22 protein-coding genes are annotated in these 25,164 nt (G+C 71.2%); 6 read left to right on the forward strand and 16 right to left on the reverse strand.

Annotation, left to right across the window (positions count from 1 at the left end):
- Nucleotides 1–69: 69 nt before the first annotated feature.
- Nucleotides 70–2,430: an EAL domain-containing protein gene (locus N5D62_RS10480; RefSeq protein ID WP_279757658.1), complete on the forward strand. Its 2,361-nt coding sequence runs from the start codon at nt 70–72 to the stop codon at nt 2,428–2,430.
- A 96-nt stretch (nt 2,431–2,526) separates the two neighbouring features.
- On the opposite strand, the gene N5D62_RS10485 is transcribed toward N5D62_RS10480, so the two are convergent.
- The 3 genes from N5D62_RS10485 to N5D62_RS10495 all read right to left on the reverse strand — a co-directional run bounded on the left by N5D62_RS10485 (nt 2,527) and on the right by N5D62_RS10495 (nt 4,844).
- On the reverse strand, nt 2,527–2,832 hold the full coding sequence (locus N5D62_RS10485) for a DUF883 family protein (protein WP_279757660.1): 306 nt from the start codon (nt 2,830–2,832) through the stop codon (nt 2,527–2,529).
- Nucleotides 2,833–3,028: 196 nt separating this feature from the next.
- The gene (locus tag N5D62_RS10490) at nt 3,029–3,355 is read right to left on the reverse strand and encodes a hypothetical protein (protein ID WP_279757661.1); all 327 of its coding nucleotides are present in this window, start codon (nt 3,353–3,355) and stop codon (nt 3,029–3,031) included.
- Entirely contained in the window at nt 3,345–4,844 is a 1,500-nt protein-coding gene (locus N5D62_RS10495; RefSeq protein ID WP_279757662.1) for a C25 family cysteine peptidase, read from the reverse strand. Before N5D62_RS10495 ends, N5D62_RS10490 begins: the two co-directional genes overlap by 11 nt.
- Nucleotides 4,845–4,991: 147 nt before the next feature.
- Here N5D62_RS10495 and N5D62_RS10500 point away from each other — a divergent pair, with 147 nt between their 5' ends.
- Nucleotides 4,992–5,489, forward strand: coding sequence for a hypothetical protein (locus N5D62_RS10500; RefSeq protein ID WP_279757664.1), 498 nt, complete (start codon nt 4,992–4,994; stop codon nt 5,487–5,489).
- Between the two features lie 88 nt (nt 5,490–5,577).
- Here the strand turns inward: N5D62_RS10500 and N5D62_RS10505 are convergent, their stop codons facing one another.
- On the reverse strand, nt 5,578–6,159 hold the full coding sequence (locus N5D62_RS10505) for a ComF family protein (RefSeq protein WP_279757665.1): 582 nt from the start codon (nt 6,157–6,159) through the stop codon (nt 5,578–5,580).
- Nucleotides 6,160–6,273: 114 nt separating this feature from the next.
- On the opposite strand from N5D62_RS10505, the gene N5D62_RS10510 reads away from it, so the two are divergent.
- Complete coding sequence (locus N5D62_RS10510) at nt 6,274–6,720, forward strand: VOC family protein (RefSeq protein WP_279757666.1); 447 nt, start codon at nt 6,274–6,276, stop codon at nt 6,718–6,720.
- A gap of 28 nt (nt 6,721–6,748) precedes the next feature.
- Here N5D62_RS10510 and N5D62_RS10515 read toward each other — a convergent pair whose 3' ends face one another.
- From N5D62_RS10515 to N5D62_RS10560, 10 genes are all read right to left on the reverse strand, one after another.
- On the reverse strand, nt 6,749–7,660 hold the full coding sequence (locus tag N5D62_RS10515) for a hydroxymethylglutaryl-CoA lyase (protein ID WP_279757667.1): 912 nt from the start codon (nt 7,658–7,660) through the stop codon (nt 6,749–6,751).
- Nucleotides 7,661–7,744: 84 nt separating this feature from the next.
- Nucleotides 7,745–9,730 carry an acetyl/propionyl/methylcrotonyl-CoA carboxylase subunit alpha gene (locus tag N5D62_RS10520; protein ID WP_279757668.1) on the reverse strand — a complete coding sequence of 662 codons (1,986 nt, stop codon included), beginning with the start codon at nt 9,728–9,730 and terminating at the stop codon, nt 7,745–7,747.
- Nucleotides 9,731–9,809: 79 nt separating this feature from the next.
- Entirely contained in the window at nt 9,810–10,889 is a 1,080-nt protein-coding gene (gene bioB, locus N5D62_RS10525) for a biotin synthase BioB (protein WP_279757669.1), read from the reverse strand.
- A gap of 17 nt (nt 10,890–10,906) precedes the next feature.
- Nucleotides 10,907–11,632, reverse strand: coding sequence for a dethiobiotin synthase (gene bioD, locus N5D62_RS10530; protein ID WP_279757670.1), 726 nt, complete (start codon nt 11,630–11,632; stop codon nt 10,907–10,909).
- Nucleotides 11,629–12,834 carry an 8-amino-7-oxononanoate synthase gene (gene bioF, locus N5D62_RS10535; RefSeq protein ID WP_279757671.1) on the reverse strand — a complete coding sequence of 402 codons (1,206 nt, stop codon included), beginning with the start codon at nt 12,832–12,834 and terminating at the stop codon, nt 11,629–11,631. Before bioF ends, bioD begins: the two co-directional genes overlap by 4 nt.
- Nucleotides 12,824–14,155 (reverse strand): adenosylmethionine--8-amino-7-oxononanoate transaminase, encoded by a 1,332-nt coding sequence (gene bioA, locus N5D62_RS10540; protein ID WP_279757673.1) that lies wholly within the window; start codon nt 14,153–14,155, stop codon nt 12,824–12,826. The genes bioF and bioA overlap by 11 nt, the downstream gene beginning before the upstream one ends.
- Before the next feature lie 53 nt (nt 14,156–14,208).
- The gene (locus tag N5D62_RS10545; RefSeq protein ID WP_279757674.1) at nt 14,209–15,024 is read right to left on the reverse strand and encodes an enoyl-CoA hydratase/isomerase family protein; all 816 of its coding nucleotides are present in this window, start codon (nt 15,022–15,024) and stop codon (nt 14,209–14,211) included.
- Complete coding sequence (locus N5D62_RS10550; RefSeq protein WP_279757675.1) at nt 15,021–16,229, reverse strand: dienelactone hydrolase; 1,209 nt, start codon at nt 16,227–16,229, stop codon at nt 15,021–15,023. Before N5D62_RS10550 ends, N5D62_RS10545 begins: the two co-directional genes overlap by 4 nt.
- Nucleotides 16,226–16,771 (reverse strand): GNAT family N-acetyltransferase, encoded by a 546-nt coding sequence (locus N5D62_RS10555; RefSeq protein WP_279757676.1) that lies wholly within the window; start codon nt 16,769–16,771, stop codon nt 16,226–16,228. Before N5D62_RS10555 ends, N5D62_RS10550 begins: the two co-directional genes overlap by 4 nt.
- Before the next feature lie 31 nt (nt 16,772–16,802).
- On the reverse strand, nt 16,803–18,410 hold the full coding sequence (locus tag N5D62_RS10560; protein WP_279757677.1) for a carboxyl transferase domain-containing protein: 1,608 nt from the start codon (nt 18,408–18,410) through the stop codon (nt 16,803–16,805).
- A gap of 171 nt (nt 18,411–18,581) precedes the next feature.
- Here N5D62_RS10560 and N5D62_RS10565 point away from each other — a divergent pair, with 171 nt between their 5' ends.
- The gene (locus tag N5D62_RS10565) at nt 18,582–19,352 is read left to right on the forward strand and encodes a TetR/AcrR family transcriptional regulator (RefSeq protein ID WP_279757678.1); all 771 of its coding nucleotides are present in this window, start codon (nt 18,582–18,584) and stop codon (nt 19,350–19,352) included.
- A gap of 149 nt (nt 19,353–19,501) precedes the next feature.
- On the forward strand, nt 19,502–19,768 hold the full coding sequence (locus N5D62_RS10570; RefSeq protein ID WP_279757679.1) for a hypothetical protein: 267 nt from the start codon (nt 19,502–19,504) through the stop codon (nt 19,766–19,768).
- Here the strand turns inward: N5D62_RS10570 and N5D62_RS10575 are convergent.
- Entirely contained in the window at nt 19,737–21,005 is a 1,269-nt protein-coding gene (locus N5D62_RS10575) for an MFS transporter (protein WP_279757680.1), read from the reverse strand. The two genes, N5D62_RS10570 and N5D62_RS10575, sit on opposite strands and share 32 nt — an antisense overlap.
- Before the next feature lie 149 nt (nt 21,006–21,154).
- Here N5D62_RS10575 and N5D62_RS10580 point away from each other — a divergent pair, with 149 nt between their 5' ends.
- Nucleotides 21,155–22,099 (forward strand): LysR family transcriptional regulator, encoded by a 945-nt coding sequence (locus N5D62_RS10580; protein ID WP_279757681.1) that lies wholly within the window; start codon nt 21,155–21,157, stop codon nt 22,097–22,099.
- A 76-nt stretch (nt 22,100–22,175) separates the two neighbouring features.
- Here the strand turns inward: N5D62_RS10580 and N5D62_RS10585 are convergent, their stop codons facing one another.
- A complete protein-coding gene (locus N5D62_RS10585; RefSeq protein ID WP_279757682.1) occupies nt 22,176–25,103 on the reverse strand; it encodes a TonB-dependent receptor in 2,928 nt (975 codons plus the stop codon).
- Nucleotides 25,104–25,164 lie beyond the last annotated feature (61 nt).

The following is a 25,164-nucleotide window of genomic DNA, read 5'->3' on the forward strand; positions in this document are numbered from 1 at the left end:
CCTTGGGCTAAAGTGCGGTAACGCCTGGTTGCGCGCGCCGCGCGCCGCCGGCCTGACAAGGTTCATTCAATGCCTGATCGCCAGCACACGCCGCACTCCGCCGTCGTCGAAGACGACGACCTGCTGCAGTTCCTGGACGACCACGAGCATGCGGCCGTGGACGACGCGCCCCCCCGCAAGCCCTGGCGGGTGCTGATCGTCGACGACGACACCGACGTCCACAAGGCGACCGAGCTCGCGATGCAGGGCCTGCAGGTCGAGGGCCAGCCGCTGGCCTTCCTGCACGCCAAGTCCGCCGCCGAGGCGCGCTCGCTGCTCGGCCATGAACCCGACATCGCCGTCGTGCTGCTGGACGTGGTCATGGAGTCCGACGACGCCGGCCTGCAGCTGGTGCGCCACATCCGCGACGAACTGCGCCTGCGCGCGGTGCGCATCGTGCTGCGCACCGGCCAGCCCGGCTACGCGCCGGAGATCGAGACGGTCCAGACCTACGACATCAACGACTACAAGACCAAGTCGGAGCTGACCCGCACCCGGCTCTACACGGTGCTGACCGCCGCGATCCGCTCGTACCGGCAGATCCGCGCGCTGGAGGCGAACCGGCAGGGCCTGGAGATGATCGTCGAGGCCAGCACCGAGCTCGGCCGCCAGCACGGGCTGCACCGCTTCGCCGAAGGCGTGGTCACGCAGCTGTGCGCGCTGCTGGGCACGCTGCCCGAGGGCCTGGTCTGCGTGCAGGCCCACAACGACGCGTCCGGCGACGCCCGCGTCATCGCCGCGGCCGGCCAGTACAGCTCGCTGATCAACCGGCCGCTGCGCGCGGTGCCGGTGGGCAAGGTGCGGGACCTGCTCGCGCGCTGCCTGGCCGCCGGCCACAACCTGCATGAAGAGGGCTGCACCGTCCTGTTCTTCGGCCTGCCCAGCGGCCGCGCGATGGCCGCGCTGGTCGAAGTGCAGCGCGAGCTCGACGAGCTCGACCGCCAGCTGCTGCGCGCCTTCTGCTCCAACATCGCCGTCGGCTTCGAGAACGTCATGCTCTACACGCAGCTGACGGACCAGGCCTACAACGACCCGCTGCTGCAGCTGCCCAACCGCACGCGCTTCATCGAGCTGCTCGAGCACAACCTCAAGACGCCCGAGGGCATCACGCTGGCGCTGATCGACCTGGACGACTTCGCCGACGTCAACGACGCCTTCGGCCACCGCTTCGGCGACCAGGTGCTCCAGGCGGTGTCGCAGCGGCTGGCGCAGCGGCTGGGCTTCAACACCGCGATGGCGCGGATCTCGTCCAACGCCTTCGGCCTGCTCGGTCCCGACGAGATGGTCAACGGCCACCGCATCGCGCTGGTCTTCGAGGACCCGTTCACCGTCGCCGGCGAGCGGCTGCAGCTCTCCGCCACCACCGGGCTGGTGCGGCTGGCGCAGTCGCGCGCGCTGGGCTCGGAGCTGCTGCTGGACGCGCAGATCGCGCTCAAGCGCGCCAAGGCGGGCAACCGCGGCGCGTCGCAGTACTTCTCGGCGGAGATGGGCGTCGACGCCCGCGAGCGCTTCAAGCTGCTCAAGGGCCTGCGCGCCAGCTTCGAGGAACGCCGGCTGTTCGTCGTCTACCAGCCGCAGGTGGAACTGGGCTCGCAGCGCGTCATCGGCGCCGAGGCGCTGCTGCGCTGGCGCACCGCCGACGGCAAGTTCGTGCCGCCGGACCAGTTCATCCCGCTGGCCGAGCAGTCCGGCCTGATCGTGCCGATCGGCGAATTCGTACTGAGGACCGCCTGCCACCAGGTGCGCCAGCTGCGCGACGCCGGCCATGCCGACTTCCGCATCGCGGTGAACATCTCGCTGGCCCAGTTCCGTCATCCGGCCTTCATCGACACGGTGCGCCGCGCGCTGGCCGATGCCGACGTGCCGGGCGCCGCGCTGGAGCTGGAGATCACCGAGTCGATGGCGATGGAGGAGGTCTCGGCCGTGCTGCGCGTGCTGGCGGAGATCCGCGGCACCGGCGCCTCGGTGGCGATCGACGACTTCGGCACCGGTTTCTCGTCGCTGAGCCAGCTGCGCCGGCTCGACGTCGAGCGGCTCAAGATCGACCGCGCCTTCGTCCGCGAGGCGCAGAGCTCCGCCGCCGGCGCGACGATCGCGCAGATGGTGGTGAACCTGGGATGCAGCCTGGGGATGCGCGTCGTCGCCGAAGGCATCGAGACCGAGGAACAGCGCCTGCACCTGCTGGCGCTGGGCTGCCACGAGGGTCAGGGCTGGCTGTTCGCCAAGCCGATGCCGGGCGAGGACCTCGAGCGCTGGCTGGCCGCGCCCAAGCCCTGGCAAACGAATCCGACGCCGGCCAGCGCGCCGGCGCCCCAACCGGCGCCGTGCCTGGCGCCGAGCGCCGCGACGGCCAGCGTCCCGGTCGTCACGCCGGTCAACGGCGGACGGTGACGGCCGGCGCCTCGGCCAGCCGTCGGAACGCGCCGCCCCGGCGGCGCGCCCTCGGCAGACGGCCCGTGAGCGCCGCCTGCCCGGCAGACCGCCGCGTCAGCGACGGCTGATCAGCAGACCCAGCAGCAGGCCGACACCGGCCGCCACGCCGATCGACTGCCAGGGGTTGTCGTGCACGTAGTCGTCGGTCGCCTTGCTGGCGGCCTTGGCGCGCTCGACGGCGGCGGACTGGAAGTCGCCCAGGCTGGACTTGGCGCGGTCCAGCGTCGACTGCACGCGGGCCCGCAGCTCCGACGCGCCGGCGCCGGTCTGGTCGGCGGTGGCGCGCAGCAGCGACTCGGCGTCCGTCACCACCTGGTGCAGGTCAGCCAGCAGGCGATCGGAGGAAGAGGTCTTGGCCATGAGCAGTACTCCTTGTTGGATGGGTGAAACGAAAGCGCATCGGCGCGGAACGAAGTCCGGTTGTACGTCTGTCGAGCGATATCGGGCAAGTCATCCCGATGGGTGTCCGACCGCGACGCGCGGATTTGCCGCTGCGCGAACCATGGTCCCGGCAGGGGCATGTGGCGCTCCCGGCCTGGGCAAGGGCGGCCGAGGTTCAGCCGGACGACCCCGCATCGTCGTCGCAAACCGTGTGGCGCCGCACCAGGAAATAGCTGGCGCGCCGTTCACCTTCGACGATCAAGACCTGACCCTCCAGCGCGGCCAGCACCGGGTCGTGGAACGGATTGCCGCCGGCGCGGCGCAGCGGCACCCGCGTGTCGTCGGGCAGCGCCAGCAGCATCGCGACGTGCTCGCTCTTGCTGCCGGTGGCGACGCGGTCGCGCACCACCCGGCCGCGCAGGGTCTCCACCCCGTCGGGGGACGTGGAGGGCGACCGCCCCGCGTCGGCGGGATCCTCGGGATCGACAGGCTCAGCGGGCATGCATGCGTCTCACGTGAAGCAGCCGGCCGCCCTGCTCGGTCGCGACCAGCGACAGCGGCCGCATCGTCGCGTCTGCGGCCGGCAGCGTCGCGGTATAGACGTGCACCACCCGGAGGTCCGGGGCACCGACGACCTGGTAGCTGGTGAGCTGGCAATCGGCCGGCGACAGGCCGGACTCGCGCAGCATCGGCGTCACCGCGCGGGTCACGGCGGCGGCGGGCCGGGCGTCGACGGCCTTCAGGCGCGGCAGCGAGCGTGCCAGGTTGCGCCCTTCCCGCTCCAGCCGCTCGCGGCGCAGGCCGCGCACGCCGCGGTCCTGCACCGTCGCGAACGCCTGCTTGAACGCCTTGGTCTTCGTCAGCGCGTGGCCGACGAAAGTCACCGGCTGCAGCGACGGATCGCCCAGCAGGTAGAACTGCGCCAGCGTCTTCAGGTCCACCGGATCCAGGTGGGTGCGGGCGCCGGCGAACTGCTGGCGCGCCTCGAGCAGCGCGCGGCCGGTCGACGCGCCGGCCAGCACCCGCTGCAGGAAGTACTGGCACAGCAGGTCGGCCGAGCCGTTGCCGACGCTGGGGCCGTAGGCGATCGTCGTGCTGCCGACGAAGGCGGCGGCGCCGTCGGCCAGGTAGCGCACCGAGATCGGCCACTCGCCCGAGTCCACCAGCGCCGGATCGAAGACCTGGGCGCCGTAGCAGCACTCGGCCGCGATGACCGAGCCGGTGCTGACCCGGCCCTTCACCGCCGCCGAGCTGAGCGCCTCCGGGAACTGCTCGCCGTGCTGGCCGTAGTACGAGGGGTCGTGGTCCGCGCCGTGGCAGTTGATGAAGTGCATCCGCGGCGCCAGCTCGGCCTTGGTCCAGGACGGGCCGTCCGGCGGCGACAGGTGCAGCGGATTGGACGGACCGAAGGTGTTGTCCAGGCTCTGCCGCGTCGACGCCTGCCAGACCTCGGCCGACAGGCCGAAAAAGCTGGTGGCGAAGTCCTGGCGCTGGCGCGACTCGTGCTCGGTCGCCGCCCGGAGCAGCTGCAGCAGCAGGTCGGGCCGGGTCGCGCCGGGCAGGTCCGGCAGCCGGCCCACGACGCGTGTCGGGCCCAGGAAGCGGTTCGGATCGGTGCTGTAGCCGCTCTCGCAGGCGTAGGGCAGGTCGCTCGGGACATGGGGATCGCCGTCCGACGGCGTCGGGCTCTTCAGCGGGACCATCGGCAGCACGTCCGGTCCGCCGAGCAGCAGGAAGTAGTGCGGCTGGCGCGCCTTGGCCAGCGCGTCGATCACCGCCTTGAGCGAGCGCGCGTCCGGCTTGGCCGGCATCGGCCGCGCGCCGTAGGGTTTCATCTCCGAGGCCACGTCCACCGCCGCCAGCGTCGTGTCGATGCCACGCCGCTTGTCCTGCCGGACCAGCCGCTTGAGCGCGGCCTCGATCTTCTTGAGCGCCGCGGCGCCGTACTTCGCGCGCAGCGCGCCGCGGTGGAGGATCACGAACTTGTCCATGGCTCTCTTTCGGAGAAAGGCGCCCGATGGTTCCGGGCGGCGTCGATTGTCGGAAGGGCGAGGCCGTGCGGCAACGCACGGATTGGGGAGGACCACGCCGGACTGTCATCAAGCCTGCATGGCGGCTCCGCAACATCCGGTCCCGCCATGCAAACTTCCGTTACACCTCCCCGCAAGACGGACCTCGCGCGCCAGCTGCTGGCGCCGGGGCAACGGCAGTTGCCGGGCGCGCTGCGGGCGCTGCTGATCACCGTCGACGGCAAGCGCGACGTGGACGAACTGCGCCGGCTCGGCCAAGGGCTGGGACTGGGCGAGGACGGTCTCAAGCAGCTCGTCGACCAGGGGCTGGTGGAACTGCCGCCGCTGATCGACGCCCGCGAGGTCGGCGAGCTCCGGGCGGCGGCGCGTGCGGCGCAGGACCGGGCGAAGCGGCTGGTGTCGACGAAGTTCTTCGCGCTGGACCTGGTCACGCGGATGCTGGCCGGCCGGGAGGGCGAGTTGCGCGACCTGGTGCGCCAGGTCGACACCGAGAGCCGCTTCATGTCCTGGGTCGAGCTGTGCTGCGAGCGCATCGAGGCCGAGTCCGACGCCGAGCGCGCGACGAAGTTCCGCGACAGCGTCGAGAAGACGCTCGCCGCCGGCTGAGCGGCGCGACCGCGGCCGTCGCCTCGCCGGGCGCCATCGCGGTCCCCTCGTCCAAGCGCGACGCCATCCACGGGAATCCGGTGGCCGATCATTTCCAGGTGAGCGCGGCGACGTACAGCTGGTCCACCTTGCGGTACTTGCGCAGCAGCAGGCTGGCGGCCTCGAGCGTCGCGCCGCTGTCGCAGGTGTCATCGATCAACAGCACGTTCCACAGGCCCTGGTTGCGGATCTCGTCATGCAGCGAGAAGCTGGCGGACAGCGCCGCGAGGCGTTCCTCGCGCGTCGGCCGGTCGCTCAGCGGGGCGGTCAGTGGGGTCCTCAGCAGCAGGCGTTCGAAGGCGGGCACGCGCAGCGACATCGCCAGCGCGCGGGCGACGGCGGCGACCGGCTGCCACGGCCGCACCCGCGCGGCCGGCATCGGCACGATGAACCCGATCGGCCCGAAGCGCGGCACCAGGTGCGTGCGCAGCGCGCGGGCGAGCGGTTCGGCCTGGCCCTTGTCGCCGCGATGCTTGAGCTGGTGCAGCGCCTCGCCGACCTCGGTGCGGGTGTGGTCGAAGCGGGCGTGGCCGTCGCTGTCGTCGCCGACGTAGACGCTGTGGAGCAGGTGCCGGTCCAGCACGTAGCCGGCGGTCCAGGGACCGTCGATCTGTCGCAGGGAGACCTTCATCGATGGGCCTTTCGGGCGTTGAAAGGCGTCTTGGTCGAGGGGTCGATGGCCCGGTTCGAGATGCACTCGTTATGCTGAAGGCTTCCCCCATTCGAGAACTGCCAGGGAGTTGCGATGAAACCCACGCCCGCCGGCTGGCCGCGTCTGTCCAGCGCCGTGTTCTACGACAGCGCCGCCAAGGCGATCCCGTGGCTGTGCGAGGCCTTCGGCTTCGAGGTGCAGTTGCGGGTGGACGGGGACGACGGCTCGGTCGTCCACAGCCAGCTGATCTACGGGGAGGCGCTGATCATGGTCAGCGAGGGCGGCGCGGGCGAGCGCTCGCAGCGCTTCGGCATCCCGCTGCGCAGCCCGAAGTCGCTGGACGGGGCGAACACGCAGAGCCTGATGGTCTACGTCGACGACGCGGTCGCGCACTGCGAGCGCGCGCGCCAGGCCGGCGCGAAGATCGTCTACGAACCCAAGGTCGAGGACTACGGCCCCGAGTACTGGGCCGACAAGAGCTACGGCGTCCTGGACCTCGACGGCCACCTGTGGTGGTTCGTCGAGCGGGTCCGGGGCTGAGGATCGGCGGGGCCGACGGCCCCGGCCCTCACCCCTTGCGCTTGGCCAGGATCGCCTTGCCCACGCGCGACACCGGGGGGCGGCCGAGCACGCCGGAGATGAACGCGCCGGCGTCGACCAGCCGGTCCAGGTCGATCCCGGTCTCGATGCCCAGGCCGTTGAGCAGGAACACCACGTCCTCGGTCGCGACGTTGCCGGTCGCGCCCTTGGCATAGGGGCAGCCGCCCAGGCCCGCGACGCTCGCGTCGAAGGTGTGGATGCCCATCTCCAGGCAGGCGTAGATGTTGGTCAGCGCCTGGCCGTAGGTGTCGTGGAAATGCCCGCTGAGCTCGACCAGCGGGTAATGCTTCAACGCCCGCTCCATCGCGGCCTGCACCTTGCGCGGCGTGCCCACGCCGATCGTGTCGGCCACGCCCAGGTGATCGACGCCGATCTCCTTCATCAGCTTCACGACCCGCTCGACCTCGTCGGCCGACACGTCGCCCTGGTACGGGCAGCCGACCGCGCACGACAACGCGCCGCGCACCTTGATGCCGGCCTCGTGCGCCGCCGCGACCACGGGGGCGAAGCGCTCGATGCTCTCGGCGATCGAGCAGTTGATGTTCTTCTGCGAGAAGGCCTCCGACGCCGCGGCGAAGACGACGATCTCGTCGGGCTTCGTCGGCAGCGCGCCCTCCAGGCCCTTCATGTTGGGCACCAGCACGCTGTGGCGCACGCCGGGCCGGCGCTCGATCGCCGCCATCACCGCCGTGTTGTCCGCCATCTGCGGCACCCACTTCGGCGAGACGAAGCTGGTGACCTCGATCTCCTTGAGACCGGCGTCCTGCAGCATCGACACGAGCCGGGCCTTGTCGGCGGTGCCGACGTTCTCCTTCTCGTTCTGCAGGCCGTCGCGCGGGCCGACGTCGACCAGCGTCACTCGGTTGGGCAATGTCGTCATGGCTGATTCCTTGGGCTGGCTATTCGCTCTGTCTGGCTTCCTCTCCCGCACCGCGGGAGAGGGCTGGGGTGAGGGAGATTCGTCTCAAGCCGCCTGCAGGCGCAGCAGCTCGGCGCCGTCGCCGACCTGGTCGCCGACCGCGAACAGCAGCTCCGCCACGACGCCGTCGCGCGGCGCGGTGATCGTGTGCTCCATCTTCATGGCCTCCATCACCGCCAGCGGCTGCCCCTTGGCGACGGTGTCGCCGGCCTGCGCCAGGAAAGCGACCAGTTTGCCGGGCATCGGCGCCGTCAGCCGGCCGCCTTCCGATCCCCCCTCGCCGGCGTGGGCGATGACGTCGACCTCGGTCACCAGCGCCGAGCCGTGCGCGCCGAACACCGCCACCTGCTCGCCGACCTTGTAGGTCGACACCGCGACGCGGCGCTCGCCCAGGTAGAGCTCATGCCGTTCCAATCCCGCCGAGCGCAGCGCCAGCGCGATCGATTCGCCGCCCACCGTCAGCGACAGGCTGCCGTGATGGTGGCGCGACAGCAGCACCTGGTGATGTTCGCCGTCGACGTCCAGCTCGAATCGCCGCTGCGCCGCGCCGAACAGGCGCCAGCCGTCGCGGCGGCTCCACGGGTCGGCGGACTCGGTGGTCGCCTCTTCCGCCAGCGTGTGCGCGACGACCGCGGCCGCGGCGTCCGCCAGCGGCAGGCCCGGCTGGCCGAACAGCACGGCCTTCTCGCGCTCGATCAGCGCGGTGTCGAGGTCGGCGTTCGCGAACGACGCCGTCGCCGCGCAACGGCGCAGGAAGGCCACGTTGGTGTGCAGGCCCACGATGTGGGTATCGCGCAGCGACGCGTCCAGCAGCGCCAGCGCCTGCTCGCGCGTCTCGCCCCAGACGATCAGCTTGGCGATCATCGAGTCGTAGAAGGGGCTGATCTCGTCGCCCTCGCCCACGCCCGAGTCGATGCGCACGCCGCCGCGTTCGAAGGCCACGTGCGCCGGCCAGCGCGCCACCGACAGGCGGCCGGTCGCGGGCAGGAAGCCGCCCTCGGGGTTCTCGGCGCAGATGCGGGCCTCGATCGCGTGGCCGTGCATGCGCAGCTGGTCCTGCTTCAGCGGCAGCGGCTCGCCGGCGGCGACGCGCAGCTGCCACTCGACCAGGTCCTGCCCGGTGATCGCCTCGGTCACCGGATGCTCGACCTGCAGCCGCGTGTTCATCTCCATGAAGTAGAAGCGGCCGTCCTGCTCGGCGATGAACTCCACCGTGCCGGCGCCCTGGTAACCGACCGCCTTCGCGGCCGCGACCGCGGCGGCGCCCATCTCGGCGCGGCGCTCGGCGGTCATGCCGGGCGCGGGCGCTTCCTCGAGCACCTTCTGGTGGCGGCGCTGCACCGAGCAGTCGCGCTCGAACAGGTAGACGCAATCGCCGTGGCTGTCGCCGAAGACCTGGATCTCGATGTGGCGCGGACGCTGGACGTAGCGCTCGATCAGCACCGCGTCGTCGCCGAAGCTGTTGATCGCCTCGCGCTTGCAGGACGCGAGCGCGGCGTCGAATTCCTCATCCGCGTGGACCGCGCGCATGCCCTTGCCGCCGCCGCCGGCGCTGGCCTTGATCAGCACCGGATACCCGATGCGCTGGGCCTCGCGGCGCAGCAGCGCGGGATCCTGGTCGGCGCCGTGATACCCCGGCACCAGCGGCACGCCGGCCTGCTCCATCAGCCGCTTGGATTCGGCCTTCAGGCCCATCGCCTGGATCGCCGACGGCGGCGGGCCGATGAACACGAGGCCCGCGTCGGCGCAGGCCTGCGCGAACTCCTCGTTCTCGCTGAGGAACCCGTAGCCCGGGTGGACCGCCTCGGCGCCGGTGGCCTTGGCGGCCTCGAGGATGCGCTGCCATTGCAGGTAGCTGTCGCGCGGCGCCGGGCCGCCGATGCGCACCGCCTCGTCGCAGGCGTGCACGTGGCGCGAGCGCGCGTCGGCGTCCGAATAGACGGCGACGGTCTTCACGCCCAGGCGGCGGGCCGTGGCGGCGACGCGGCAGGCGATTTCGCCGCGGTTGGCGATCAGGATCTTCTTGAACACGGGTGTCTCCTCATGCATCGGGGCCTCGGCGCGGCCGGCTCGTGGCCGGCGCGCGCCGGGTGCGCTCAGGCGGCGCGGATCAGTGACGGTGGCCGCAGGACGCCGCGGCGCCCTCGCCGGCGGGCGCGCAGCCGGACTCGGCGTCGGCGCTCAGCTCGGCCTCGGTCGCGCAGTGCATGCCCAGGCGCGCGATCAGCTGGCGGTCCTTCTCGGCCTGCGGGTTGCTGGTCGTGAGCAGCTTGTCGCCGTAGAACATGCTGTTGGCGCCGGCCAGGAAGCACAGCGACTGCATCGTCTCGGGCATCTCCTCGCGGCCGGCGGACAGGCGCACCATCGCGCGCGGCATCGTGATGCGCGCCACCGCGATCGTGCGGATGAACTCGAACGGGTCCAGCGCGGCGGTGCCCGCCAGCGGCGTGCCCTCGACCTGCACCAGGTTGTTGATGGGCACCGACTCCGGATACGGATCCAGGTTGGCCAGCTGCGCGATCAGGCCGGCGCGCTGGCGGCGGGTCTCGCCCATGCCGACGATGCCGCCCGAGCACACCTTCAGGCCCACGCCGCGCACGCGCTCCAGCGTGTCCAGGCGGTCCTGGTAGGTGCGGGTCGTGATGATCTGGCCGTAGAACTCCGGCGAGGTGTCCAGGTTGTGGTTGTAGTAGTCCAGGCCCGCCTCGCGCAGCTGCTCGGCCTGGCCGTCGCCCAGCATGCCGGCGGTCAGGCAGGTCTCCAGGCCCAGCGCCTTGACCTCGGTGATCATCTCGCCGATCGCCTCCAGGTGGCGCTCCTTGGGCGAGCGCCAGGCCGCGCCCATGCAGAAGCGGGTCGCGCCATTGGCCTTGGCGGCGCGGGCGGCTTCCATCACCTCCTGCAGCGGGATCAGCTTCTCGGCCTTCAGCCCGGTGTCGAAGTGCGCCGACTGCGGGCAGTACTTGCAGTCCTCCTCGCAGCCGCCGGTCTTGATCGACAGCAGCGTGGAGAGCTGCACCGCGTTCGGGTCGAAGTGCTCGCGGTGCACCTGCTGCGCGCGGAACAGCAGGTCGTTGAACGGCAGCTCGAAGAGCGCGGCGATCTCGTTCACCGTCCAGGGGGTGGCGTTGCGGCGCTGGTCGTCGGTGGTCGGGGTCAGCGTCTGGATCTGGTTGACGGTCTGCTTCATCGTCATGCTTTCAGGCCTCAAAAGGCAGTCAGGGCGTTCAGCAACTGCGGCTGCGCCAGGTGCGCGGCCACGGCCGCGGGAGAGGGGTCTTCAAGCCGGGGCACATGGCCCCAGCACGGCGCGCGGAGCGCCTCGTCGAGGCGCGCGCGCAAGGCGGCCAGATTGTCCGCCACGTGCGGCTGATGGGGATCGGCGGTGTTGGCCACCCAGCCGGCCAGCCGCAGCCCGCGCGCCAGCACGGCCTCGGCCGTCAGCAGCGCGTGGTTGATGCAGCCCAGCCGCAGGCCCACGACCAGCACCACCGGCAGCGCCAGGTCGACGGCCAGGTCGGCGGTGTCCCAGTCGTCGGTCAGCGGCACGCGGAAGCCGCCGACGCCCTCGACCAGCGCCAGGTCGCCCTTGGACGCCGAGCGGCGGATCGCCGCCAGCAGCGCGGCGCGGTCGATCGCGCGGCCTTCCAGCTTCGCGGCGATGTGCGGCGCGCAGGGCTCGCGGAACTGCAGCGGGCCGACCTCGTCCATCGACAGGCCCCGCGACTGCGCGGCATGCAGCAGCGCGACGTCCTCGTTGACCCAGTGGCCATCGGCGCCGCGCTCCTGGCCGGCGGCCAGCGACTTGATCGGCGTCGCGCGGCGGCCCAGCGCGTCGAACGCGTGCGTCAGGCCGGCGGTGACGCGGGTCTTGCCGATCTCGGTGTCGGTGCCGGTGATGAAGAAGCCATGCAGCGGATGCAGCGTGCTCATGCGCAGGCCTCCAGCGCGGCGACCAGGCGATCGACATCCGCCTCGGTGTGGGTGGCGCACAGCGTGATGCGCAGCCGCGCCTCGCCCTTGGGCACCGTCGGCGGGCGGATGCCCGGCACGCGCAGGCCCTCGCGCTCCAGCGCGGCGGCCAGCGCCATCACCTCGGCGTTGCCGCCGACGATCAGCGGCTGGATCGGCGTCCGGGAATCGGCCAGTTGCCAGGTCAGCGTCGGATGGCGGTCGAGCAGCGCGCCGATGCCCGCGCGCAGCCGCGCCTGCAGCGCGCGCAGCGCGGCGCGGCGCGCGTCGCCGACGTCGCTCCGGATCAGCGCGAGGCTGGTCAGCAGCGCGTGCTCCACCGCCGGCGGCGAGGCCGTCGAGAAGATGTAGTTGCGCGCCGCCTGCAGCAGGTAGTCGGTCACCGTCTCGTGGGCGACGACGAAGGCGCCGGCCAGGCCGGCCGCCTTGCCCAGCGTGCCCACGACGATCAGCCGCTCGCTGCGCAGGCCGAAGTGCTCCAGCGTGCCGACGCCGGTCGCGCCAAGCACGCCCAGCCCATGGGCGTCGTCGACGATCAGCCAGGCGTCGAACTCCTCGGCCGCGGCCAGCAGCGCCGGCAGCGGCGCGATGTCGCCGTCCATGCTGAACACCGCGTCGGTGACGATCAGCTTGACGCGCGCCGTGCTGGCGGCCAGCAGCGCGCGCAGGGCGTCGACGTCGCAATGGCCGTAGCGCGTGACCGGCGCCTTGGCCAGCCGCGTGCCGTCGATCAGCGAGGCGTGGTTCAGCGTCTCGCTGAAGATCTCGGCGTCGGCGTCGCCGAGCGCGGCCACCACCGCCAGGTTGGCCATGTAGCCGGTGCAGAAGCCGATCGCCTTGGCGCTGGGGATGTGGGGCTCGAACCAGCGGCCCAGCAGCGCCTCGACCTCGTGGTGCGCGCGCGAATGGCCGCTGACCAGCGGCGAGGCGCCCGAGCCGCCGCCGTAGATCCGCGCGCCCTCGGCCAGCGCCTCGGCCACCGCCGGATGCGCGGCCAGGCCGAGGTAGTCGTTCGAGCAGAACATCGTCAGCTCGCGCGCGACGCCGTCGGCGCCGCGCACCGTCTGGTGCGGCGCGGTGCCGGTCTCGGCGATGCGGGTGAAGCGGGTCAGGCTCTGCGCCTGGATCGCGTCGAGCTTGTGGCGCAGGTGATCAAGCAGCATGGAGCACCTCCTCCAGCGTGGCGCGCACGGCATCCGCCAGGAAACGGGCCGTCGCGGCGTCGATCAGGTACGGCGGCATCAGGTACACGGTCTGGCCGATCGGGCGGATCAGCAGTTCGTGCCGGCGCGCGGCCAGGTGGAACTTCTCGGAGAAGCGCTCGACGGCCGGCGTCGTCGCCGTGTTGATGTCGAAGGCCAGGATCATCCCGCGCTGGCGCAGGTGCGCGACGCGGGGATCGGCGGCCAGCGGCGCGAAGGCCTCGGTCAGCCACGCGGCCTGCTGCTGGTTGCGCGCGAGCTGGCCGTCGTCGAAACGGTCCAGCACCGCGTTGGCGGCGGCGCATGCCAGCGGATTGCCGGTGTAGCTGTGCGAGTGCAGGAAGCCGCGCGTCACGTCCTGCGACCAGAAGGCCTCGTAGACCTCGTCGGTCGTCAGCACCAGCGACAGCGGCATCGTGCCGCCGGTGATGCCCTTGGACAGCAGCAGGAAATCGGGCCAGTCCGACTTGGACGCCGGCGCCGTCTGCTCCCACGCGAAGAAGGTGCCGGTGCGGCCGCAGCCGACCGCGATCTCGTCGGCGATCAGGTGCACGCCGAATTCGGTGCACAGCGCGCGCAGCGCCTTCAGGTAGGACGGCGCATACATCGACATGCCGGCGGCGCCCTGCACCAGCGGCTCGACGATGACCGCGGCGATGTGCGCGTGGCGCTCGGCCAGCAGCGCGCGCATCTCCTCCAGCGCCTGCGCCTCGTTGCCCAGCCGCTGGTCGGGCGAGGTCACGATGTGGCTGCGCATCAGCAGCGGGTCGTAGGCGTCGCGGAAGATCGCCACGTCGGTGACCGCCAGCGCGCCGATGGTCTCGCCGTGATAGCCGTTCTTCAAGCAGACGAACTCGCGCTTGTCGGCCAGGCCGCGGTTGCGCCAGGAATGGAAGCTCTGCTTCAGCGCGATCTCGACCGCCGACGCGCCGTCGCTGCCGAAGAACAGGTGGCCCAGCGCGCCGCCGGTGCGCGCGGACAGGCGCTCGGCCAGGCGCACCGCCGGCTCGTGCGTGCAGCCGGCCAACATCACGTGGGGCAGCGTGTCGAGCTGATGCTTGATCGCGTCGTTCAGGCCCCGGTCGGCATGGCCGAACAGGTTGACCCACCAGGAACTGTTGGCGTCGAAATATCGGCGGCCTTCATGGTCGAACAACCAGGGGCCTTCGCCGCGGGCGATCGGCAGCGGCGGCACGTCCTGCGCGCGCGCCATCTGCGTGCATGGGTGCCAGACCGCCGCGAGGCTGCGGCGCTGCCAGTCTTGTCGTACTGCTTCGGACATTCAAAAACCTGCTCTCGGGAAACAACGGCGCGGCGCTCGAGCGGGCACTCGCGTCAGGCCAGCCACGACGGCTTGGCCTTGGAAAGGAAACTCTGCACGCCCTCGCGCCCCTCGGCGCTGGCGCGGATGTCGGCGATGCGGCGCGCGGTGTCGTCGCGCAGCGCCTCGGTGATGGGCGCATGGGCCACGTCCTGCACCAGGCGCTTGCAGGCGCGCACGGCGGCCGGCCCGTTGGCCAGCAGCGCGGCGACCAGCGCGTCGACCTTGGCGTCCAGCGCCTCGGCGTCGGCGGCCAGTTCATGGACCAGGCCCAGGCGATGCGCCTCGGCGGCGGCGAAGCGCTCCGCCGTCACGAAGTAGCGGCGCGAGGCCTGCTCGCCCAGCGCGCGCACGACGTAGGGGCCGATCGTCGCGGGCAGCAGGCCGAGCTTGGCCTCCGACAGGCAGAAGCCCGCCGCCTCGGTGGCCACGACGATGTCGCAGACCGACACCAGTCCCACGCCGCCGGCGTAGACGTCGCCCTGCACGCGCGCGATCACCGGCGCCGGGCAGCTGTAGAGCGTCCACAGCATGTGGGCCAGGCGGCCGGCGTCGGCGTGGTTCTCGTCCCAGCTGTAGCCGGCCATCGCCTTCATCCAGTTCAGGTCGGCGCCGGCGCAGAAGGCCTTGCCCTCGGCGGCCAGCACGATCGCGCGCAGCGCCGGGTCGCGGCCGAGCGCCTCGAACACCGCCGTCAGCTCGCCGATGACGGTGTCGTTGAAGGCGTTGCGGACGTCGGGCCGGTCCAGCGTGACGCGGGCGACGGCGCCGCCCGGGCCGGAGCGCTCGACGCGCAGCGTCGTCGGCGTGGGGAAATCGATCGAGGTCATGGTTTGCTCCAGACGATGGTCCGGTTGACGGCGTAGAGGCGGCAGCGCTCCTCGGCGTCGGTGAACTGGTCGCACAGCGCGAGCGCGCGCGACTGGGCGTCGTCGCCGTAGGCATAGCCCCAGCGCGAGCCGTTCGTCGCGAAGGCGCGCGGCTCCTGCGCGGCGAGGAACTTGCGATACCCGGCGGCCAGCCGGCTGGCGGGCAGCTCGGCGACGTCGCCGGTGAGCAGCGGGCCGTCGACCGGCAGCGGCATCGCGCCCGGGATCGGGAAGCCGATCGGCTTGAGGAAGGCGTCGACGATCGGCTGCCAGAGGTCGTTGCCGCGGGCGAACAGCTGGTGGCCGTCCTCGCCGAAGGCCGGCAGCTCGCGCTTGAGCACCTGGCCGCCGGCCTCGCGGTAGGCATCGGCCCAGCGGTGCTGGTAACGCGGCTGGAAGAAGCGGTCGTTCTGGGTGAACACCCACAGCGTGGGTACCGGCTGGCCGTCCTGCGCCGCGCGGCGGCCGAAGTCGGCGAAGCGGCGCGTCAGCTCGTCCGGCCGGCAGGGCTCGCCGGCGTGCAAGTCGGGACTGCCGCCGTGGCCGCCGGCGAAGTCGATCGCCGCGACCACGCCGGGCAGCCGCTCGCCGGTGGTGGCGATCGTCGCGAAGCCGCCCAGCGACTGGCCGATCAGCACGACGTGGCTGGCGTCGATGTCGGCGGTCGACTGCAGGTGGCGCACCACCGCCGACAGCTCGGTCGCGGCGGCCTTGGCCGCGGTCTCGTAGCGCGGCGTGTCGCAGCGGACGCTGGCTTCCGGGTCGCCGACGCTGGCCAGTTCGCCGTAGCCGATGCGCGTCGGCACCGCCACCGCGAAACCCTTGCGCACGAAGTAGCGGGCCGCCGACTCGAGCCGCTGGCGCGGCATCTCGGCGCGCTTGACCTCCTGCGGCGGCCGGCCATGGCTGATCACGGCCAGCGGGAACGGCCCCGGCCCGCTCGGGCGGAAGGTCGTCACGATCAGCTCGGCCTGCAGCGTGCGGCCGAGGTGGTTCTCGACGGCGACCGGCACGCGGATCACCGCCTCGCGGATGTCGGTGGCCAGGCGGGCCGGCGCCGGGTGCGCGTCGGCGGGGATCGTGTCCTCGCCGCGCGCGCCGCTCGCGGCCAGGCCCAGCGCGGCCGCCAGCGACAGCGCGGCGATCGAGGCGACGCGGCGCTTCATGCGCGGGTCTCCGCGCCGCCGAGCGCCTTGCGCATCAGCACGCTGCGGTAGGTCTTGCCGGCCCACTGCACGTCGCCGATCAGCGCGTAGCCGCGGCGCTCGTAGCGAAGACGCAGCGCCTGGGCCGGCACGGCGGTGTCCAGCGCCACGTGCGCGTAGCCCTGCGCCAGCGCCCAGGCCTCGGCCGCGTCCATCAGCCGCTCGGCCACGCCCTGGCCGCGGCACGACGGATGCACCGCCAGCTGCGCCAGGATCGCGGTGTCGGGCTGCTGGTAGCAGGCCGGCACCGGGTCGCCGAGGTAGCGCCCGTCGGGCCGCTTGGGCGGCGCCACCGTGACCGTGCCCACCAGTTCGCCGGCGGCGCTCACCGCGACGAAGGCCTGGCCCGAGGCCACGCGCTCGCGCGTCGTCTGGACGCTCTGGTCGACGGCGGTGAAGTTCCAGCCCTGCGCCGCCAGCGACGCGTAGGACGCGTGCAGCAGCGCGGTCAGGGCCTCGATCGAGTCCGAGTCGGCGAGCGGGCGCAGGGTGAAGGCGGTCATCGGGGCAAGGGCAGTGGCGGAACCGCGAGTCTTACATCCGGAAGACGCCGAACTTCGTGTCCGGGATCTCGGCGTTGAGCGCGGCGGCCAGGCCCAGCCCCAGCACGCGGCGCGTGTCGGCCGGGTCGATGACGCCGTCGTCCCACAGCCGGGCGCTGGCGTAGTACGGATGGCCCTGGTCCTCGTACTGCTGGCGGATCGGCGCCTTGAAGGCCTCTTCCTCGTCGGCGGACCACTGGCCGCCCTTGGCCTCGATGCCGTCGCGCTTGACGGTGGCCAGCACCGACGCGGCCTGCTCGCCGCCCATCACCGAGATGCGGGCGTTGGGCCACATCCACAGGAAACGCGGCGAGTAGGCGCGGCCGCACATGCCGTAGTTCCCGGCGCCGAAGCTGCCGCCGATGATCACGGTGAACTTGGGCACCTGGGCGCAGGCCACGGCGGTCACCATCTTGGCGCCGGCGCGGGCGATGCCCTCGTTCTCGTACTTGCGGCCGACCATGAAGCCGGTGATGTTCTGCAGGAACACCAGCGGGATCTTGCGCTGGCAGCACAGCTCGATGAAGTGGGCGCCCTTGTTGGCGCTCTCGGCGAACAGGATGCCGTTGTTGGCGACGATGCCCACCGGCATGCCCTCGATGTGGGCGAAGCCGCAGACCAGCGTGTTGCCGTAGCGGGCCTTGAACTCGTCGAAGGCGCTGCCGTCGACGATGCGCGCGATGACCTCGCGGACGTCGAAGGGCTTGCGGGTGTCGGTCGGGATCACGCCGTGCAGCTCGGCCGGGTCGTAGGCCGGGGCCCGGGGCGGCTGGGTCAGCAGCTCGCCCTGCTTGCGCCAGTTCAGCCGCGCGACCGACTGGCGCGCGATCGCCAGCGCGTGGGTGTCGTTCTCGGCCAGGTGGTCGGCCACGCCGGACAGCCGGGTGTGGACGTCGCCGCCGCCGAGGTCCTCGGCGCTGACGACCTCGCCGGTCGCCGCCTTCACCAGCGGCGGGCCGCCCAGGAAGATCGTGCCCTGGTTCTTGACGATGACGGTCTCGTCGCTCATCGCCGGCACGTAGGCGCCGCCGGCGGTGCAGGAGCCCATCACCACCGCGATCTGCGGGATGCCCTTGGCCGAGAGGTTGGCCTGGTTGAAGAAGATGCGGCCGAAATGGTCGCGGTCGGGGAAGACCTCGTCCTGGTTGGGCAGGTTGGCGCCGCCGCTGTCGACGAGATAGATGCAGGGCAGGCGGTTCTGGTCGGCGATCTCCTGCGCGCGCAGGTGCTTCTTCACCGTGATCGGGTAGTAGGTGCCGCCCTTGACGGTGGCGTCGTTGCACACGATCACGCAGTCCACGCCCGAGACCCGGCCGATGCCGGCGATCACGCCGCCGCCCGGGGCGGCGTTGTCATACATGTCCAGGCCCGCCAGCGGCGCCAGTTCCAGGAAGGGCGTGCCGGGATCCAGCAGCATCTCGACGCGGTCGCGCGGCAGCAGCTTGCCGCGGGCCAGGTGCTTGGCGCGGGCGGCCTCGCCGCCGCCCTCGGCGATCCTGGCGAGCCGGGCGTTGAGGTCGTCGATCAGGCCGCGCATCGCGTCCGCGTTGGCCTTGAACTCGGCCGAGCGGGCGTTGAGCTTGGTGGGCAGCAAGGGCATGGGGATGGGTCTCCGGACTTATGAGCCGCGCTCAATTCGGCGCTGGGACGGTGTTCTGAGGCGCCAGACCGGGATCGCCGGAGCAGCGCGAGGCGCGAAGCATACGGCAGAAGCGACGGGTTTCCAAGTGGACTTGAGTCCGGCTCAATAAATCGGGAGAATGCGCCCCTCATGAGCTCCCTGCCCACTTCCCGCGCCGAGCCGCCGTCGGCGGCCGCCCTGCCCGCGCAACGCCGCTCGCCGGTGGGCGCGAAGGCGGAACAGCGGGTGCGGGACATCCTGCGCGAGAGCCGCGCGGTGTTCGCCGAGCGCGGCTACGACCGCGCCACGACGACCGAGATCGCGCAGCGACTGGGCATCTCGGAGGCGACGGTCTTCACCTACTTCCGCGGCAAGCGCGAGCTGTGCATGCGGGTGATCGGCGACTGGTACGACGAGATCATCGAGGCGATCGAGGCCGGGCTGCCGCGCGAGCGGTCGATCCGGGACCAGCTGGAATTCGTCGTCCACACCCATTTGCGGCTGTTCCTGATCCAGGGGACGGGCTTGTGCGAGCTGGTGCTGTCGGAGGGCCGCAAGCGCGACGCGCCGGTGGCGCGGGGCGACGGGCAGGACTTCGGCGCGGCCTTCGTGGATTTGCAGCGGCGCTACACGGCGCCGTTGATGGACCTGCTGGCGCGCGGGCAGTCGGCGGGCGAGGTGCGGCAGGACATCCCGCTGCGGCTGCTGCGCTCGCTGGTGTTCGGGCCGATGGAGCACATGCTCTGGGAAGTCATCATCGCGGGCCGGCAGATCCAGGTGGACGACGCGGCGCGCGACCTGGTCGCGCTGCTGTGGCCGGCGCTGCAGGCGCCGGACCAGGAACTGCAGGCGCTGCGGCGGATGAAGGCGCGCGTGGCGCAGGCGCTCGACGAGCCGTCGGGAGCGGCGGACAAGGCCTGACCCTCGGCGCGCTGAGCGCCGAACGGCGCGGGCTGGCGCGCAAGACCTGGGAAGGTCAAATTTCCAGCAGTTCGAGTCATGGTTCGGCGAACCAGGTTCGACCACGATGGCGGCTCCGACTTTCGAGTCATCTGCTGGAGCCGCCCCCCGTGGACATCGACATCAATCTCCCCGCTGAAGAACTGCTGGGCGCCGTCCCGACGCCCGTCCAGATCCCCACGCCCGCACCGGGCGAATACGTGCCGCGCATCAGCGAGGACAACTTCGACCAGGACGCCTGGGACGAGTGGTACCGCGAGCAGATCCGGCTCTCGATCGAGGATCCCCGCCCCGACATTCCGCATGAGCAGGTCATGCGCGAGATGCACGAACTCGTCGAAGAATTCAGCGCCGACGCTTCTCCAACGCCACGCTGACCGCCGCCAGCCCCAGCCCCAAGATCGCCAGCACTGTTCCCGCGATCGGCAGCGCGCGCAGCGACGCGCCGTGCTCCAGCATCCAGCCACCGAGCCACGCGCCGCCGGCATTGCCCAGGTTGAACGCCGCGATGTTGAGCGTCGACACCAGCGCCGGCGCGTCGGGCGCCTGCTGCATCATCCGCATCTGCAGCCCCGGCACCGTCGCGAACGCCGCCATGCCCCAGACGAAGACCGTCGCGATCGCCGGCCACTGCCAGCCCAGCACCACCGCCAGCACCGCCTGGACGATCGCCAGCACCACCAGGATGCCCATCAGCGACGGCATCAGCTTCCAGTCGGCGAGCTTGCCGCCCAGCGTGTTGCCGATCGTCAGGCCCAGCCCGAACAGGAACAGCACGCCCGTCACCGCGCCCGGCGTCAGCCCGGTCACTTGCTCCAGCATCGGCGCGATGAAGGTGAACGCGGTGAAGATCCCGCCGAAGCCGATCGCCGTCAGCGCCAGCGCGATCAGCACCTGCGGGCGCTTGAGCACCGACCAGTCGTTGCCCGCCTGCGCCGCGTCCTTGGCCGCCAGCGACTTCGGCAGCAGCGCCACCAGCGCGATCGCCGCGACGATGCCCAGTCCCGCGACCGCCGCGAAGCTCGCGCGCCAGCCCCAGGCCTGACCGATCAGGTTGCCCAGCGGCACGCCCAGCACGTTCGCCAGCGTCAGGCCGGTGAACATCAGCGCAATCGCGCCGGCCTTGCGGTCGGGCGCGACCAGTTCGCTGGCCACCACCGCGCCGATGCCGAAGAAGCATCCATGCGCCAGCGCCGCGACGATCCGTCCCGCCATCACCACCGCATAGCCATCGCCGATCGCCGACAACGCGTTGCCCGCGATGAACAGCGCGATCAACACCAGCAGCGCGCGCTTGCGCGGCCAGCCGGCGCTCAGGGCGGCCAGCGGTGGCGCGCCCAGCGCCACGCCCAACGCGTAGCCGGTGACCAGCAGGCCGGCCTGCGGCAAGGTCACCGCCAGGTCGCGCGCCATCGCGGGCAGCAGGCCCATGATCACGAATTCGGTGGTGCCGATCGCGAAGGCGGCCAGCGCCAACGCCAGGATCGGCAACGGGAAACCGCGGCGGGTACCGGTGGCGCCCGTCGTCGTGGCCGTCGCACCGGCCGCGCCGCTCGCGCCGCCGGGGCGGCCCGGGCCATCGGATCCGCCCGCCACGGGGGAGACTGCATTCATCGGGAACTCCAAAGGGGACTGTCGAGCCCGGACTGTGATCTGTCCCGATCCGGATGAGAATCCGCGCTGCCGCACAACCATCTATTCCAAAACGGAAAAGGTGGCGCCACGAAGATCGCGGCCGTAGCTTTCCCTCGCGGAGCCTCCCGATGAATGAACTCGATGACATGCGCCTGTTCGTCCGCGCCGTCGCGGCCGGCAGCCTGTCCGCGGCGGGCCGCGAGCTGGGCTTCTCGCCGGCGGTCGGCTCCAAGCGGCTGGCACGGCTGGAGGCCCGGCTCGGCGTGCGCCTGCTGCAGCGCAGTTCGCGCCGGCTCGCGCTGACCGATGAAGGCGCGCTCTACCTCGAGCGCTGCCAATCCATCCTGTCCGACATCGACGACGCCGAGGCCGAGCTCGCCCAGGGCCGCCAGCATGTGCGCGGCCTGTTGCGCATCACGTCGACGGTCGCGCTGGGCCGGCGCTGCGTCGGTCCGCTGGCCGCCGAGTTCATGCGCCAGCACCCCGAGGTCACCGTCCAGGTCTCGCTGTCCGACGCCTTGGTCGACCTGATCGAGGAAGGCTTCGACTGCGCCGTGCGCATCGGCGGCCCGTCGGATTCGCGGCTGGTGGCGCGCCGCCTCGGGCCGAACCGGCGCGTGCTCTGCGCCACGCCGGAGTACCTGCGCCGCCACGGCACGCCGCGCTCGCTCGACGAGTTGGCGGCGCACGACTGCATCCTCCAGGAACGCGTCGCGACCCGGCAGTCAGATTGGCTGTTCATGCCGGCCGACGCGTCGGTGTCGGCGTCGCCGCGCACGGTCACCGTCCAGGGCCGGCTCGTCACCGACAACGGCGAGCAGGCCCATGACTGGGCGCTCGCCGGGCTGGGGCTGGTGCGGCGCGCGGTGTGGGACGTCGTCGACGAGCTCGACGACGGCCGCCTCGTCGAGATCCTGCCCGAGTGGGCCGGCGAGGTCGGCCCGCTGCAACTGGTGTTCCCGTCGCGGCGGCTGCTGCCGGCGCGCTCCCGGCTGTTCATCGACGCGCTGGTGGCGCGCTTCCAGGATTCCAAGGACCAGGCCCGCGTGCGGGTGCCGATGCATCGTCCATGAAGCATCGCCCATGAAAAAGGGGGACCTCGCGGTCCCCCTTCGCCTTGTCGCGCGAGCCGGCCGAAGCCGGCGTCGATCACTTGAAGGTGTAGCTGGCGGTCAGCGTCCAGTAGCGGCCGGTGCCGTTGTGCATGCCGGCGTTCCAGCCCTGGGTCACCGTGGCGGCCGTGTTGGCGGCCGGGTAGTACGGCGCCTTCTCGTCGGTGATGTTCTGGATGTTCAGCGTCAGCGCCAGGTCCTTGAAGCCGGTGTAGGTGTAGGCGGCGTCGAACGTCATCCACTTGCCCACCGAGCAGCTCGGATAGCGGTTGATGTACAGGTCGCGGCCGTTGGTCGCCGTCGGCGCAACACCCAGGATCGTGCGGTTCGTGATGCGCGGATCCGAGCTGTTGCCGCCGTACTGGCAGGTCGTGCCGTTGTAGACGATCGCCGGGTTCGAGGTGCCGTCCTGGCGACGCAGGAAGGACACGCCGCTGATCCAGTTCATCGCGCCCATGATCGAGTGCTTGCCGTCGATGTCGAAGGTCGACGTGGCACGGAACTTCAGGCGAGGGATGTCGCCGGCGGAGGTCGCCCAGTCGGCCAGGCCGCCGTTGGTGCCCACCAGGTTGTTGCTGGCGTAGCCCGGCTGCTCGATGCGCTCGTACTTGGTCATGTACGTGCCGCGCAGCTGGTTGGTCCAGCGCACGCCTTCCTTCAGGGTCAGGTTGGTCTTGACCTCGAAGTCCACGCCCGACACTTCCGTCGCGCCCTGGTTGGTCCAGGGCGTCGCCACCACCAGCAGCGGGCCGGTGCCGGCCACGCCGTTGAGCAGCAGCGCCGGGTTGGTGTCACGCAGCAGCGCGCTCGGCGCATAGCGCTCGGGGTGGTCGATCACGTCCTGCGCGGAGCCCAGCGCCACTTCGCCTTCCTTGCGGATGTTGAAGTAGTCCACCAGGATGTCCAGGTGCTTGTTGGGCGAGAACACGATGCCCAGCGAATGGCTCTTGGACTTCTCCGGCTTCAGCGCCGGGTTGGCGCCGCCCGTGCCCGACACGGTCTTGTTGCAGTCCGAGGCCGCGGCGCCCGGCTTGGGCGTCACGCCGTCTTCCTGGCAACGCACCGGGTCGATCAGGTTGTTGACGAAGAACTGGGCGCCACCGGCGCTGACCTGCGACACCGCCGGGGCGCGGAAGCCCTCGGAGTACGTGCCGCGCAGCGACAGGGTCGGGAGCACCGTCCACTTCGCGCCGACCTTGGGCACGAAGTTGCCCTTCATCTTGTCGTACTTGTCGTAGCGGCCGGCGAAGTCCATTTCGAAGTTCTTCAGCCAGGGCGTGCGGAACTCGAAGAACGCCGACTTGACGTTGCGGCCACCGCTGACCGCCGTGTTGGCCAGGCCCAGGATCTTGCCGGACGCGTTCAGCGGATCCGGATCGATGCCGATCGACTCGCGACGCAGCTCGACGCCACCCGCCACGCCGATCGCGCCGCCGGGCAGCGAGCCGAACTCGGTCGAGGCCTTGGCGTCCCACTGGGTGATCGTCGAGTCCGCGTTGTTGGTCAGCGAGGGCGACAGGTTGGGGTCGGCAGCGACCTGCGCCAGCGTGCGGCCCGTCAGCAGCGTGCGCAGCACGTCCAGGTTGAAGAAGCCGTTGCTGGTTTCCTCGCGCTTGGCCTTGTTCCACAGCAGGGCGGTTTCCCAATCCCAGTTGTGGAACGAGCCCTTCAGGCCCGCCAGCGCGCGGTACTGCTGGTTGACCAGCTCGGTGCCGCCCGGGGCGTTCTCGAAGCGGTACTGGACCGAGGCACGGCCCGGGGTCGGGTCGTTGTTGAACGGGTTGTCCGGATGGCCGATCGGCAGGATCGCCTGGAAGCTCGGCACCGTGCCGCCGCCCAGGATGAAGTTGCTGGTCGGGCTCAGGCCGCTGATCGTGCGCGAGGGCGCCAGGTAGGTCCGCTCGACGCGCGAGTAGCCGGCTTCGGCGAACGCGGTGATGTCGTTGGTCACCCGGAAGGTGCCGCGGCCCATCAGGCTCGCGTCGGTGCCCTTGTTCTGCGCCTCGTTGTAGTCGTCGAGGTTGTAGTTGCAGAAGGTGCGGCCCAGCAGCGGCAGCGTGCTGATGCCATGCACGGCGCCGCCGGTGATCAGGCGCGACGCGTCGCAGTTGGTCTGGTTGATGACGCGCGAGGCGGCCGTGTTCTGCGGGAAGTTCAGGCTGTTCGGTGCCGATTCCTTCGTGAAGAAGGCCTGGTTCGACACGTTGGAGCTGTACGGGTTCAGGCGCAGGTTGATGGCGCGGTAGTCGTCGGCGTGGATGTCCTTGACGTCGCGGGTCATCGTGCGGCCGCGATGCGTCAGGTCGGCGCCGACCATGAAGTTGAAGCCGTCCTTGGCGAAGTCGCCGAAGCCGAAGCTGCCGTTGACGGTCTGGCGCGAGAACTCGCCGTCGTCGTTGGCGCCCACCGTCGCACCCATCTGGATGCCCTGGTAGTCCTGCTTGGTGATGAAGTTGATGACGCCGCCGACCGCGTCGGAGCCGTACACCGCGGACGCGCCGTCCTTGAAGATTTCCACCCGCTCGATCGCCGAGGCCGGGATCGAGTTCAGGTCATACAGCGTCGACGTGCCGTTGTTGGGGTTGGCGTAGGCGGCCGGCACGATGCGGCGGCCGTTGAGCAGGATCAGCGTGGAGGTGGAGCTCAGGCCGCGCAGCGACACGGTCGCGACCCCGCGCGAGAAGCCGTTCTGCGCCGGCGTGTCGTTGAAGCCGTCGGTGCCGACGGCGGGCACCATCTTCATCAGCTCCAGCGCGGTCTTGGCGCCGCTGGCGCGGATCTCGGCCGCGGTGATGCGGTCGATCGGCGAGGTGCCTTCCGCCGCGGTGCGGCGGATGTTGGAGCCCGTCACTTCGACGCGCTCGAGCTGTTGCGATTCCTGCGCGGCGGCGACGCCGCAGGCCAGCGTGCTGGCGATCGCGATGCTGGTCAGGACCAGGGCCCTGGAAGAAAGTTGACGAGACATGACGGTCCTCTTCTGACAATGGCGTGGACGCCGTGTTACGGCGCCGCTTCCCGAACGTCGC

Origin of the sequence: Mitsuaria sp. GD03876, assembly GCF_029840635.1 — a bacterium.
Taxonomy (GTDB): domain Bacteria; phylum Pseudomonadota; class Gammaproteobacteria; order Burkholderiales; family Burkholderiaceae_C; genus Roseateles.